Raw genomic sequence first — 12,430 nt, 5'->3', positions numbered from 1 at the left:
CCGGCAGCCCGACCGCGACCCGCCACGGCGTGGCTGGTCCGGACCGCGATGACGTTCGTCCATCAGGTCGGTGACGAAGGTCCTGTCATCGGGCCGAAGGTCTTTTGCCGATGGGACCTTGCACTCATGACCGCTCTCGCCCGCTCCACGAGGCTCGCCCCATAGCAACCGAACCCTTGCCACGGAGTTGATCATGCTGGTCCGAGAGATCATGACCTCATCACCCGTCACCGCACGGAGAGACACTCCCGTCCGGGAGGCACTCACGCTTCTTCGTGACCATCACATCACCGCGATGCCGGTGGTGACCTCCTCTGGACGGGTCTGCGGCGTCGTCGCCGAGATCGACCTGATCCGCGACCGTGTCCTGCCGGACCCGCGCGCCCACGTGCTCTCACCAGAGCCGGTGACCGACCTGCCCCCCGCGTACGTCGAGCGGGTGATGAGCCCGGTGACGGTCGCCGTGCGCGAGGGCGCCGAGGTGTCCGTCGCCGTCGACATCATGGCCGAGCGGGCGTTGAGAAGCCTCCCGGTCCTCGATGACGACGACGTCCTGGTCGGCGTGATCAGCCGGAGCGACGTCGCCGCCGCCCTGGCCCGCGACGACGACACCTTGGATCGTGAGCTGACCTCGCTCATCACCAAGCTCGGTCATCCCGACTGGCTCGTCGTGGTCGCCGACGGAAGCGTCGTGATCAGCGGGCCGAGCACTCCGAAGGACCGCGCCCTGGCCGAGTCCGCCGCGGCGACGGTCGCCGGAGTCACCCGGGTCCGGATCCACCAGCCGGAAGCCCTGAGCCCCGAGGCGTGAGCTCGCCGTGAGGCGCCTGCCGGGATCGGCAGGCCTATCCCTTCACCGCCCCTTCCAGCCCCTCGCTGCGCAGGAAGAACCGCTGGAAGAGGAGGAAGAACAGGATCGGCAGCGCCGCGGAGATCGCCATCGCCGCGAGGAGGACGGAGAGGTCGGTGGTCGGGGCGATGGACGGCAGCCGGACCGCGATGGGCTGCTTGGCCGGGTCGGGCAGCACGATCAGCGGCCAGATGAAGTCCTTCCACGCGGCCAGGACGGCGAAGACCGACACCACGCCGAGCACCGGGCGCGACATCGGCAGGACCACCGACCAGAAGAGCCGGTACGGCCCGGCGCCGTCGATCCTCGCGGCGTCGAGGATCTCTCGGGGCAGGCTGTCGAAGAACCGCTTCATGATCACCACGTTGAACGCCGAGGCGCCCGCGGGCAGGAAGGCACCGGCGTACGTCCCGACCAGCGACCAACCCACGACCGGCAGGCTCAGCACGGTGAGGTAGAGCGGGACGAGCAGCAGCACGATCGGCACGAACATGGTGGCGAGCACGGCGCCGTAGAGCACGCGGCCCAGCCGCGGCCGCAGCACCGAGAGCGCATAGCCCGCGGTCGCGGCGACCAGCACCTGGACGGCCCAGGACCCGGCGGCGATGACCACCGTGTTGACCAGGTAGGCCGACAGACCCAGCTCGGTCCACGCCTGCGTCACGATCGAGAGGTCCGGCCCGTTCGGCCACAGCGAGATCGGCGAGCGCAGCGTGTCCTGGGTCGGCGTCACCGCCGACTTCGCCAGCCACAGCAGCGGCCCGAGGCAGACCACCACCAGTCCGAGCAGCATCGCCGCCTGCACGCCGCGAAGACCCCAGCGCACCGACGTACGCCGCCGGTCGAGGGAGGAGACGAAGCTCATCAGTCGCTCCATCCACGAGTGAGCCGGAAGTAGAGCCACGACAGCAGCGCCAGCCCGACCGCCATCATCAGGCTCAGCGCGGTCGCCGAGCCGTAGTCCCCGCCGCCGGTCGTGCTGCCGAAGGCGTACTCGTAGATCAGGAGCAGCAGCGTCAAGGACGCGTGCGAGGGACCGCCGCCGGTGAAGAGGTAGGGCTCCAGGAAGACCTGGGCGGTGCCGATGATCTGGAGGATCAAGGTGATCAGCAGCACCGGGCGCAGGTGCGGGAGGGTGACGTGCCAGACCTTGCCGAGCACGCCGGCTCCGTCGGCCGAGGCGGCGTCGTAGAGCTCCTGCGGCACCGTGGTCAGTGCCGCGAGATAGATGATCACCGTGCCCCCGGCCGCGGCCCAGGTCGCCTCCATCACCAGCGAGGGCAGCACCCAGTCGGCCGACTCCAGCCATGGCACCGGACCGAGCCCGACCCAGCCCAGGACCGTGTTGAACACTCCCCCGGACCCGGCGTCGTAGAAGGTCTTCCACAGCAGCACCGCCACCGCCGGCGGCACCACGACCGGCAGGTAGGCCAGGCAGGCGTAGAGGCCGCGCAGCTTCCGCAGCGAGCTGAAGACCACCGCCATGACCAGCGGGATCGGATAGCCGAAGACGAACGCGATCGCCGCGAAGACGGCGGTGTTACGCAGCGCCACCGGGAGCAGCGGGTCGTTGAGCACGGTGCGGAAGTTCTCCAGGCCCACCCACTCCGCGGGCCCGACGAGGTTGGTCTCCTGCAGGCTCATCACCACGGTCCGGGCGATCGGCCACCACGAGAACAGCCCGAAGACGAGGAGCATCGGCAGCAGGAAGACCAGGGTCGCCGCGCTGCCGCGCCACCACCTCGCGAGCCCGGAGACGAAGGACGTACGCCGGCGAGCCGGCCCTCTCACGAGGGCCGGCCCACTGACGCGGGAGATGTCGACGGCCACCCTCACCCCTTGTCCAGGATCTGCTGCACCGAGGCGTCGGCATCCTTCAGCAGCGAGGGGATGTCGGCGTTCTCGTCGCTGAGCACCTTCTGCACGACCGGGTCGAGCGCGCCGTACACGGCCTGGGTCTGGGCGGGCGGCTCGGCGACCAGGGTGAGGTCGAACATCCTCGAGGTGTAGCCGGTCATCTGGTCCAGCGGCACGTTGACGTAGTCCTTCACCCAGCCCTGGTAGGTGGTGTAGGAGGTCTCGTCGAAGATCGGGAAGGTCGGCGTCCCCACGGGCTGCTCGGCAGCGGTCTGGGTCTTCGCGTCGGCGACGGCCGCCGACTCGTCGGTGTACTTGCGGACCCGGAAGAAGTCCGCCCAGGCCACGGCCGCCTCGGCCTCCGCCTCGCTCGCCTTGGCGCTGACGACGTTGACGGAGCCGCCGCCGAGCGCGCCGGCGTCGGCCGAGTCATCCATCGGGACCGCGGTGAGCCCGTACGACTTCGGGTCGATCGCCGCGGTGGTGACGAGGGAGTTGTAGACGTCCGAGCCGCTGATGTACATCCCGACCTTCCCCGCCGCGAACGCCTGGTTGATGCTGTTCCAGTCGTAGGCGGTGCTGCCGGAGAAGGACTTGTCGGTCCAGCGCATGTCGTGCAGCAGCTGCAGCGCCTGCTCGGTCTCCGCGTTGTCGACGGTCGCGGTGAACGTGTCCCCGTCCTCGGTCTCCATCCTTCCCCCGAGGGCGTACGTCAGGGTCGTGAGGATCCAGCCACCGGTGTTGCCCGTCGTCATCTCCGCGTACCCGGTGGCGCCGGTCCGGTCGTGGATCTGCTTGGCGGCCGAGCGCAGCTCCTCCCACGTGGTCGGCGGCTTGTCGGGGTCGAGACCGGCCTTCGTGAACAGGTCGCGGTTGTAGTGGAGCGCGTTGGCGTAGACGTCGGAGGGCAGCCCGTAGACCTTCCCGTCGGTGCCCTGCGCCGCGGCCAGCACCGTCGGGTTGAGCTGGTCGAAGTAGGGCAGCTCACGGACCTCCGCGTCGACGTCGGCGACCTGCTTACGCTCGACGAGGCCCTTGGTGTCGGTGAACGGCACCCGGAACGAGATCGGCAGCGTGCCGCCGGAGAGCTGGGCGGGGAAGGTCTGCGCGTTCCACTGCCACTCCACCGGCTTCACGGTGATGTCGGGATGCTCCTTGTTGAAGGCCGCCGCCTGCGCCTTGACGGCGTCGATCGTGGCCTGCTTGTCGCCGGGGCGCCAGCCCTCGACGGTGATGGTGACTCCGTCGCCGTCGTCCGACGTCTCGCCGCAAGCGGCGAGCGAGCCGAGCACGACAGCCGCGACCGCGGCGAGCGCGACGCTGCGCAACCGAGTGGTTCTCATGGTCTGTCTCCTGGATGTTGTGGTGGGGTCTCAGGTCGTGGGCCGCAGCCAGACCGCGGCATCGGGAAGGAGCCGGCCCGCCTCGAGCGGCGAGCTGGCGAGCCAGACGTGGTCGCTGCTCGGCAGCTCCACCGGCGTGTCGGTCAGGTTGACGACGCACGCGAAGTGCGCGCCACGGCGGAAGGCGAGGATCCCGGGGTCGGTGTCGATCCAGCTGAAGTCGCCGGTGACGAGGTCTGGGTGCGTACGCCGGATCAGCAGCGCCATCCGGTGCAGCGAGAGCATCGAGCGCGGGTCGGCCGACTGCGCCTGCGCCGTCCGCTGCGCCCAGCCCTCGGGCTGGGGCAGCCAGGTCTTCACGCCCGTCGGGCTGAAGCCGTACGGCGGCCGGTCCCCGCTCCACGGCAGCGGCACCCGGCAGCCGTCCCGGCCGGGGTCGACACCACCGCTGCGGAAGTGCATCGGGTCCTGGATGCGGTCCCGCGGGATGTCGGCCTCGTCCAGGCCCAGCTCCTCGCCCTGGTAGAGGTAGTACGCCCCGGGCAGCCCCATCGCCAGCATCGCCGCCGCCCGCGCCCGCCGCTCGCCGAGAGCTCGGTCGGTCGGGGTGCCGAAGCGTTTGGTCTCGAAGGCGAACGCGGTGTCCGCGCGGCCGTAGCGGGTCACCGGACGGGTGACGTCGTGGTTGGAGAGCACCCAGGTGGCCGGTGCGTCGGCCTCGCCGTGCACGCGCAGCGTCGTCTCGATGGAGGTACGCAGCGCCTCGGCGTCCCACGGCGCGGTCATGAAGTCGAAGTTGAACGCCGCGTGCAGCACGTCGGGGCGCAGGTAGCGGATGAACCGGGCGGTGTCGGGGAGCCAGACCTCGCCGATCAGGGCCCGGTCGGTGCCGTACTCCTGGGCGATCCGGCGCCAGCCGCGGTAGATCTCCTGGAGCTCCTCGCGGTCGACGTAGGGGTGCTCGCCCGGTCGCGGGTCGGCGGGGACGTCGGGGAGGTCCGGGTCCTTGGCGAGCAGCGCGGCGGAGTCGATCCGGATCCCGGCGACGGCCCGGTCGAACCAGAACCGCAGGATCTCCTCGTGCTCGAGACGTACGTCCTCGTGCTGCCAGTTGAGGTCGGGCTGCTCGGCGGAGAAGAGGTGCAGGTACCACTGCTCGGGGACGCCGTCGGGGGTCGTGAGCCTGGTCCACGCCGTGCCGCCGAACTCCGAGGTCCAGTCGTTGGGTGGTTGCTCGCCCGCGGGACCGCGGCCATCGCGGAACCAGAAGCGGTCCCGTTCGGGTGCCCCCGGCCCGGCCGCGACCGCGGCCCGGAACCAACGGTGCTGGTCGGAGACGTGGTTGGGGACGACGTCGATGATCGTGCGGATGCCGAGCTCGAGGGCGTCCTGGATCAGCGCCTCCGCCTCGGCGAGGTCGCCGAAGACCGGGTCGATCGCGCGGTAGTCGGCCACGTCGTAGCCCCCGTCCGCCATCGGCGAGGGGAACCACGGGGTGAACCAGATCGCGTCGACCCCGAGGTCGCGCAGATAGGTCAGGCGGGCCCGCACCCCGGCCAGGTCACCGGTGCCGTCGCCGTTGGCATCGGCGAAGCTGCGCGGGTAGATCTGGTAGATCGCCGCGGAGCGCCACCAGTCGGAAGGGCGCTCGGTGAAGACCGGAAGCGGTGCCGGTGCCGGCTCGCTCCGTCGAGATTCCGTGGCGGTCACGGGCACTCCGTTCTCTGTGCTCACTGCTTCGAGCTCCGCTTCAGCGGTAGCTCACACTGATGTGATAGCCGTCACCCTGACGGCGTGCAGCGACCGTAGAGCCAGCCACAGAAGGCGCGCAAGAACTTGACAGTACGTAATTAATTTCAGGACTTTGCGCGCCGGCTTGCAGGTCCGGTCGAGCGCCGGACCACCAGCTCGCCCTCGAAGAGCAGCTCGTCGACCGGCCCGAGCGTGCCGTCGATCTGGCTCACCAGGAAGTCGACCGCCGCCCGGCCCATCGCCTCGATCGGCTGCCGGATGGTGGTGAGCGGCGGGTCGGTGAACGCCATGAACGCCGAGTCGTCGAAGCCGATCACGGACACGTCCGCGGGCGTCGAGAGCCGGGCCCGGCGTACCGCTCTGACCGCTCCCAGCGCGAGCGGGTCGCTGGCGCACACGATGCCGGTCGCGCCCTGCTCGACCAGGCGCGCCGCGGAGGCCTGTCCGCTCTGGAGCGAGTAGAGGCTGCGTACGACCAGGTCCTCGTCGAACGGCACCCCGGTCCGGTCGCAGACGGCGCGGAAGGCGGCCAGCTTGCGCTCGGACGGAACATGGTCGCGCGGGCCCAGGACCAGCCCGATCCGCTCGTGCCCGAGCGCGATCAGGTGCTCGGCGGCCTGCTCCATCGCATCGGCGTCGTCACAGACCACCCGGGGAAACGGCAGGTCGTCGATGGCCGCGTTGATGAGCACGACGGGAAGGTTGCGGCCGGCGAGACGGTCGTAGTGGGCATGGCCCGCGTCCCGCTGCGCGTAGGCGCCGCCGGCGAAGACGACCCCGGCCACCTGCTGCTCCAGGAGCAGGTCGACGTACTCCGACTCGGTCACACCGCCGGCCGTCTGCGTGCACAGCACCGGGGTCAGCCCCTGCTGGGCGAGGTGAGCACCGAGGACCTCGGCGAGCGCCGGGAAGATCGGGTTCTGCAGCTCGGGCAGCACCAGACCCACCAGCCTGGCGCGCTCGCCGCGAAGCTTCACCGGCCGCTCGTAGCCCAGCACGTCGAGCGCGGTCAGCACCCGTTCGCGGGTCGCCTCCGAGACACCGGGCTTGCCGTTGAGCACCCGGCTCACGGTCGCCTCGGAGACCTTGGCACGGGCGGCTGCGTCAGCAAGACGTCTACTCATGAACGCAAGAATATAACTGCTTTACGCAAGCCGTCTGCAAGCGTCGTCGTCCTTGACGCGTAATTCAATAAGTGATTTAGTCACTTTCTGTGACCAGCAACACATCATCGCTCTCTGAACGCATCGCCGACGGGATCGTGGCCATGATCGAGGCCGCGGGCCTGGAGCCGGGCGACGCCCTTGCCTCCTCCCGCGAGCTGGCCAAACGGTTCGAGGTGACCACACCGACGATCCGGGAGGCGCTGCGCCGCCTGGAGGCGACCGACGTGATCCGCTTCCGGCACGGATCGGGCACCTACGTGAGCGGCGGGGTGAACCGGCGGCTGCTGGTCAACCCGCACGTCTCGGAGTCGCGCAGCGAGTCGGTCCTCGAGCTCCTCGACGCCCGGATCGTGCTCGAGCCGCCCGTCGCGGCGGCCGCGGCCGCGCAGCGCACCGACGAGGACCTCACCGCGCTGACCCTCTCGGCCGACAACTCGCTCAAGCCGCAGTACGCCGACGAGCGGCCCGAGCTGCACTTCCACGTCGCGCTCGCCGGTGCCTCGGGCAACCTGCTGCTACGCGAGACCGTCGAGGCGCTGCTGCAGGTCAGGGCGCGCGACCAGATCGAGATCCGGCACCGCTACACCGACCGCGACCGCGACCACGCCGACCACCTCCGGATCGTCGAGGCCGTACGCGACGGGGACGCCGACGCCGCGGCCGCCCTCACCCGCGAGCACCTGGTCGCGATCCGCGAGGCGATCGCCTCCACCCTCGGACCGGAGCAGGCCCGATGACCGCGAAGCTCGCCGAGATGACCACCCTCGAGGCCGCGGCGGCCGCCGAGAGCGGGACGGTCGTGGTCATCCCCGTCGGCGCGTTCGAGCAGCACGGGGCCGGACTGCCCCTGGCCACCGACCAGATCCGCGCCGAGGCCCTCGCCGAGGCGGTTGCCGAGGCCCTCCCCGGCAAGGTCGTCATCGGTCCGGGCGTACCGGTCGGCGTCTCGCCCCACCATCAGGCCTTCGCCGGCACGGTGAGCCTGCGCCCGGCGCTGTTCGCCGCCGTCGTACGTGAGTACGTCGAGTCGCTGGCCGCCCACGGCTGGCGCCGGTTCCTCGTGGTGACCGGGCACGGCGGCAACAACGCCACCCTCGGCACGCTGGCCCAGGAGCTGCTGCGCGACCGCCCGGAGCTCGAGCTCGCCTGGGCGCCGGTCACCGTCCTGGCCAAGGACGCCGTGGCCACGATGGAGCTCAGCCCGGTGTCCGGTCACAGCGGCGAGGCCGAGACCGCCCAGATGCTGCACATCGCCCCACACCTCGTACGCCAGGACCTGCTCGCCCCGGGCACGACCGCGCCCGACCAGCTCGACCCGTTCGCCCGGCTGGCCCGCTCGGTGAGCCATCCCGCCGTGGCCCTCCCCTACAACCGGCTCTCCCCCACCGGCGTGCTCGGCGACCCGCGTCGCGCCACCGCCGAGAACGGCCGCGCGATCCTCGCCGAGGCCACCGACCGCCTCGTCGCCTTCATCAAGGAGTGGCTCGACACCTAGGCCACCCGCCCCTCCAGCTCGGGACCCGACCGGGACGCGCACCGCGTCGCCGGGCGATCCAGCACACCCGAAAACGCACCGACCTGCCCCGAAGGAGCACCATGTCCCCACGACGATCACGCCTCCTGGCCCCGGCCATCGCGGTCGCGGCGGTGGCCGCGCTGTCCCTGGCGCCGACCGCCACCTCCGCCCTGACCCGCGCCTCCGTCCTGGACCGAGCAGCCGGCAAGAGCACCCCGGCCTCCTGCGCCAAGCCCACGGGCCAGGAGCCCGACAGCAGCCAGAAGTACGAGCTGACCAGCGGCGACCTCGAACGCAGCTACGTGCTGCGCCTGCCCGAGGGCTACGACCGCCGCGACGACTGGCCGCTGATCCTCGCCTTCCACGGCCGCGGCAGCACCGGCGTCGAGGTCGAGGGCTTCTCCGAGCTCTCCGACCTCCCGGCGGTGGTCGCCTATCCCGACGGCGCGATCGGCACCGGATCGGGCTACCGCAAGGCCTGGCAGGGCGCGCCCTACGAGGCCCCGGGCGTCGACGACGTCGCCTTCACCACCGACCTGCTCGCCGCGATCGAGGCCGACCACTGCATCGACACGACCCGCGTCTATGCCACCGGGAAGTCCAACGGCGCCGGCCTGGCCGCGCTCCTCGCCTGCCAGCTGCCCGACACCTTCGCGGCCGTCGCCCCGGTCGCCCCGGCGCTCTACCCGGGTGCCCGGACCGGCTGCGCCGAGGCACCGCCGACGCCGATCCTGGAGATCCACGGCGTCGCCGACGCGACCATCCCCTACGCGGGCGACGCCGACCGGGACCTGCCCGCCATCCCCGAGTGGGTGCAGGGCTGGGCCGAGCACAACGGCTGCACCGGGTCGACCACCCGCACCCGCCGCGACGTCGAGACCACCCGCTGGACCGGGTGCGACCAGGACGCCGAGGTCCAGCACGTAGCCGTCGCCGGCGGGGGCCACGTCTGGCCGGGCGGCGACATCTACTCAGGTGGCGGCCACGTCACCCACACCATCGAGTCCGCGACGGTGATCTGGGACTTCTTCTCCCGCCACCGCCTCACCAGCGAAGGGTGACTGACATGACCAGCACCACGACCCCCACCAGCAGCGAGAGACTGCCATGGATCATCCGCGCCATGGGCGTGGTCGAGCGCGTCGGCAACGCCCTGCCGCACCCGTTCTGGCTCTTCTGGATCCTCGCCGCGATCCTCGCCGTGATCAGCGCGATCTGTGCCGCCGCCGGCGTCTCGGTCATCTCCCCCGGCGACGGGGAGGAGGTCGTCGTCCAGAGCCTGCTCAGCGGTGAGGGCCTGGCGATGGCGGTCTCGACGATGGTCTCCAACTTCGCCGAGTTCCCGCCGATGGCGACCATCGTCGTGGTCATCATGGGCGTCGCCGTCGCCGAGCGCACCGGTTTCCTCACCGCCGCGATGAAGACCGGCATCTCCCGGGTGCCCGTCGGCTGGGTGGTCTTCGCCGTCGCGTTCACCGGAACCGTCGCCCACGTGGCCTCGGCGGCTGCGTACATCATCCTGGTTCCGCTCGGCGGCCTCGCCTTCCGCGCCGTGGGGCGCTCGCCGATCCTCGGGATCGTGGTCGCCTACACCGCGATCGCCAGCGGGTACGACGCCAGCCCGATCCCCACGCCCAACGACGCGATCTTCGCCGGGATCACCACCGCCGCGGCCCAGATCGTCGACGAGAGTGCGTACGTCTCCCCCGTCAGCAACTGGTTCTTCAACATCGCCTCCTCGCTGCTGCTGGCCGCGGTGATCACCCTGATGACCAAGTTCGTCCTCTCCAAGCGGCCCGACCTCGACGCCGACGAGGACGCCGACGACGGCGACTTCGGCACGCTCGAGCTCGACGGCCGCGAGCGCCGGGCGCTGCGCTGGTCCCTGGTGAGCCTGCTGGTCGCGATCGTGGTCGTCGCCGCCGTCGTGATCCCGCCGTCCTCTCCTCTGCGCGGCGAGGACGGGTCGCTGACCGAGTCGCCGTTCCTCACCGGCATCGCCGCGATCGTCGCGGTGCTCTTCGGCCTCGCCGGCACCGTGTACGGCACGCTGTCCGGTTCGATCACCAAGGCCGGCGACGTACCGGCGCTGATGGGCCAGGGGATCAAGCAGATGGCGCCGGTGCTCGTGCTCTTCTTCGCGATCGCGCAGTTCCTGGCGTACTTCGAGTGGTCCCACCTCGGCGACGTGCTCGCGGTCAACTCCGCCGAGGCCCTGGAGACCAGCAACATCCCGGTGTGGGTGGTCTTTCTGCTCGTGCTGGCGCTGCTCAGCGTCGTCAACATCATGGTCACCAGCGGCTCGGCGATGTGGTCCATCGCCGCGCCCGTCCTGGTGCCGATGCTGATGCTGCTCTCGGTGCCGCCGGAGACCACCCAGGCGCTCTTCCGGATCGCCGACTCCGGCTCCACCGCGATCACCCCGATGAGCCCGTACTTCGTGATGGCCCTCGGCTTCCTGCAGCGCTACCGCAAGGACGCCGGGATCGGCACCCTCGCCTCCTACACGCTGCCGCTGGCCATCGCGATGAGCCTGGCCTGGACCGCGCTGTTCTTCCTGTGGTGGGCGCTCGGGATCCCGCTCGGGCCGGGCGCTCCGGTCCGCTGATCCTTCTCCGGCAGGGCCGGCCGGGCTCGCCTCAGGCGCGCCCGGCCGGTACCGGCTCAAGCGAAGGCGCGAGCGCTGCCGCCTGCTCCTCGGCGAGCTTCTTGTAGAGCCGCCGCAGCCGGACCACACCGAGGTCGTGCTGGTAGAGGTTCTCGGCCTGGTCGGCGTCCTCGGCCATCGCCTCGAGCATGACCCGGTCCTGCTCGAGCACGTGCCAGTGGCGGGCCTCGAGCTTGGTGCGGTAGAGGAAGCGCCACACGTCGCGCTCCCAGCCGCTGACCTTGCGGTAGCGCCAGAAGAACACCGCGGTGGTGCCCGCGTCGATCGGGGTGCCCATGCCGACGATGCCGAAGGAGCCGCCGGGGCCGGCGGTCGGCGGGTACGGGATGGAGAGGTCGACCCAGTCGATGCCGGTACGGCAGAACTCGACCCAGTCGAAGTTCACGCCACGCTGGTCGGTCTTCTCGAAGAAGAACCCGCGGTCGGTCTCGCGGATCCGGAACCTGGCCTCGACGTCACCTCCGAACATCGAGTGCGACTCGCGGTGCAGGAAGGCGCCGTGCATCGGGTCGAGGAGGTTCTCCATGGCGTAGCGCCACGGGGTGTCCCACTCGGCGTAGCAGAGGAACGAGGAGATCTCCTCGTCGACCAGCGGGTCGGGCAGCGCGACCGGGACGGGGTCGGGGTGCTGCTCGTCGCCGATGTAGGCGAGGATCGCGCCGCCCAGCTCCTGCAGCGGCGGGCTGGGGACCAGCGTCTTGCCCTCCAGGTTGCAGCCGGGCAGACCGGGCACCGAGACGACCTTGCCGGTGCCGTCGACCTGGACACCGTGGTAGGCGCAGGCGATCTTGCTGCCGAGGTGCTGGCCCTGCGAGAGCGGCGCGCCGCGGTGGGGGCAGCGGTCCTCGAGCATCCGCAGGGTGCCGTCGGACTCGCGGAACAGCACCCAGTCGATCCCGAGCCGGCGCACCTTGTGGACGCCGCCCTGCGGCACCATCTCGGAGGGGCAGATCGCGTACCACTGGTTGCGCAGGCCGGTCGCGAGGATCTGCTCCGCGCTCAGCTGTCGTTTCACCATCGGTCCCATGGCTCAGTCCTCCTGCTTCCCCGCCGCGGCGAGCTCGGCGATCGCTGTCGTGAATCCCTCGGCGGTCCACTGACCGCCGCCGGGGGCCGGGATGCCGAGCTCGTTGAGCCCGTCGACCAGCCCTGGCAGGTCGTGCCGGCCGCTGCCGAAGACCTCTTCGATGGCTCCGGCGAGCTTGGTCTCCCACGGCGTCGTCTCGGTGACGGCCGCCTGGATCGGCGCTAGATAGCCCATTGCTGTGTTCTCCCTCG

The 12,430-nt window shown here is 70.8% G+C and carries 12 protein-coding genes; 5 read left to right on the top strand and 7 right to left on the bottom strand.

Annotation, left to right across the window (positions count from 1 at the left end):
• The first annotated feature begins 211 nt into the window (after positions 1–211).
• Positions 212–811: an HPP family protein gene (locus tag ACIRON_RS14435; RefSeq protein WP_402992965.1), complete on the top strand. Its 600-nt coding sequence runs from the start codon at positions 212–214 to the stop codon at positions 809–811.
• A gap of 34 nt (positions 812–845) precedes the next feature.
• Here ACIRON_RS14435 and ACIRON_RS14430 read toward each other — a convergent pair whose 3' ends face one another.
• From ACIRON_RS14430 to ACIRON_RS14410, 5 genes are all read right to left on the bottom strand, one after another.
• Positions 846–1,715, bottom strand: coding sequence for a carbohydrate ABC transporter permease (locus ACIRON_RS14430; RefSeq protein ID WP_402992964.1), 870 nt, complete (start codon positions 1,713–1,715; stop codon positions 846–848).
• Entirely contained in the window at positions 1,715–2,680 is a 966-nt protein-coding gene (locus ACIRON_RS14425; protein ID WP_402992963.1) for a carbohydrate ABC transporter permease, read from the bottom strand. The genes ACIRON_RS14430 and ACIRON_RS14425 overlap by 1 nt, the downstream gene beginning before the upstream one ends.
• A 2-nt stretch (positions 2,681–2,682) precedes the next feature.
• Positions 2,683–4,050 (bottom strand): ABC transporter substrate-binding protein, encoded by a 1,368-nt coding sequence (locus ACIRON_RS14420; protein ID WP_402992962.1) that lies wholly within the window; start codon positions 4,048–4,050, stop codon positions 2,683–2,685.
• Between the two features lie 30 nt (positions 4,051–4,080).
• Positions 4,081–5,760 carry an alpha-amylase family glycosyl hydrolase gene (locus ACIRON_RS14415; RefSeq protein WP_402992961.1) on the bottom strand — a complete coding sequence of 560 codons (1,680 nt, stop codon included), beginning with the start codon at positions 5,758–5,760 and terminating at the stop codon, positions 4,081–4,083.
• A gap of 146 nt (positions 5,761–5,906) precedes the next feature.
• Positions 5,907–6,926 carry a LacI family DNA-binding transcriptional regulator gene (locus ACIRON_RS14410; protein ID WP_091047137.1) on the bottom strand — a complete coding sequence of 340 codons (1,020 nt, stop codon included), beginning with the start codon at positions 6,924–6,926 and terminating at the stop codon, positions 5,907–5,909.
• Between the two features lie 89 nt (positions 6,927–7,015).
• Between ACIRON_RS14410 and ACIRON_RS14405 the strand changes: the two genes are divergently transcribed.
• The 4 genes from ACIRON_RS14405 (at position 7,016) to ACIRON_RS14390 (ending at position 11,092) form a co-directional block, all read left to right on the top strand.
• The gene (locus ACIRON_RS14405; protein ID WP_091047134.1) at positions 7,016–7,705 is read left to right on the top strand and encodes a FadR/GntR family transcriptional regulator; all 690 of its coding nucleotides are present in this window, start codon (positions 7,016–7,018) and stop codon (positions 7,703–7,705) included.
• The gene (locus ACIRON_RS14400) at positions 7,702–8,463 is read left to right on the top strand and encodes a creatininase family protein (RefSeq protein WP_402992960.1); all 762 of its coding nucleotides are present in this window, start codon (positions 7,702–7,704) and stop codon (positions 8,461–8,463) included. Before ACIRON_RS14405 ends, ACIRON_RS14400 begins: the two co-directional genes overlap by 4 nt.
• Before the next feature lie 101 nt (positions 8,464–8,564).
• Positions 8,565–9,545, top strand: a complete 981-nt coding sequence (locus ACIRON_RS14395) for an alpha/beta hydrolase family esterase (RefSeq protein ID WP_402992959.1) — start codon at positions 8,565–8,567, stop codon at positions 9,543–9,545.
• 5 nt (positions 9,546–9,550) lie between these two features.
• Complete coding sequence (locus ACIRON_RS14390) at positions 9,551–11,092, top strand: AbgT family transporter (RefSeq protein ID WP_402992958.1); 1,542 nt, start codon at positions 9,551–9,553, stop codon at positions 11,090–11,092.
• A gap of 31 nt (positions 11,093–11,123) precedes the next feature.
• Here the strand turns inward: ACIRON_RS14390 and ACIRON_RS14385 are convergent, their stop codons facing one another.
• Positions 11,124–12,179, bottom strand: a complete 1,056-nt coding sequence (locus ACIRON_RS14385) for a Rieske 2Fe-2S domain-containing protein (RefSeq protein ID WP_402992957.1) — start codon at positions 12,177–12,179, stop codon at positions 11,124–11,126.
• A 3-nt stretch (positions 12,180–12,182) separates the two neighbouring features.
• The gene (locus ACIRON_RS14380; protein WP_402992956.1) at positions 12,183–12,413 is read right to left on the bottom strand and encodes a recombinase-like helix-turn-helix domain-containing protein; all 231 of its coding nucleotides are present in this window, start codon (positions 12,411–12,413) and stop codon (positions 12,183–12,185) included.
• Positions 12,414–12,430 lie beyond the last annotated feature (17 nt).

Source organism: Nocardioides sp. NPDC101246 (genome assembly GCF_044767415.1).
Lineage (GTDB): Bacteria > Actinomycetota > Actinomycetes > Propionibacteriales > Nocardioidaceae > Nocardioides.
Note: the sequence above shows the minus strand (reverse complement) of the source record. Positions and strands in the feature narration are given on the sequence as shown.

Excerpts from the sequence above, each read along its gene's own strand:
- ACIRON_RS14390 (WP_402992958.1), top strand. The coding sequence starts at position 9,551 with ATGACCAGCACCACGACCCCCACCAGCAGCGAGAGACTGCCATGGATC.
- ACIRON_RS14435 (WP_402992965.1), top strand. The coding sequence starts at position 212 with ATGACCTCATCACCCGTCACCGCACGGAGAGACACTCCCGTCCGGGAG.
- ACIRON_RS14385 (WP_402992957.1), bottom strand. The coding sequence starts at position 12,179 with ATGGGACCGATGGTGAAACGACAGCTGAGCGCGGAGCAGATCCTCGCG.
- ACIRON_RS14430 (WP_402992964.1), bottom strand. The coding sequence starts at position 1,715 with ATGAGCTTCGTCTCCTCCCTCGACCGGCGGCGTACGTCGGTGCGCTGG.
- ACIRON_RS14380 (WP_402992956.1), bottom strand. The coding sequence starts at position 12,413 with ATGGGCTATCTAGCGCCGATCCAGGCGGCCGTCACCGAGACGACGCCG.
- ACIRON_RS14400 (WP_402992960.1), top strand. The coding sequence starts at position 7,702 with ATGACCGCGAAGCTCGCCGAGATGACCACCCTCGAGGCCGCGGCGGCC.
- ACIRON_RS14420 (WP_402992962.1), bottom strand. The coding sequence starts at position 4,050 with ATGAGAACCACTCGGTTGCGCAGCGTCGCGCTCGCCGCGGTCGCGGCT.
- ACIRON_RS14410 (WP_091047137.1), bottom strand. The coding sequence starts at position 6,926 with ATGAGTAGACGTCTTGCTGACGCAGCCGCCCGTGCCAAGGTCTCCGAG.
- ACIRON_RS14395 (WP_402992959.1), top strand. The coding sequence starts at position 8,565 with ATGTCCCCACGACGATCACGCCTCCTGGCCCCGGCCATCGCGGTCGCG.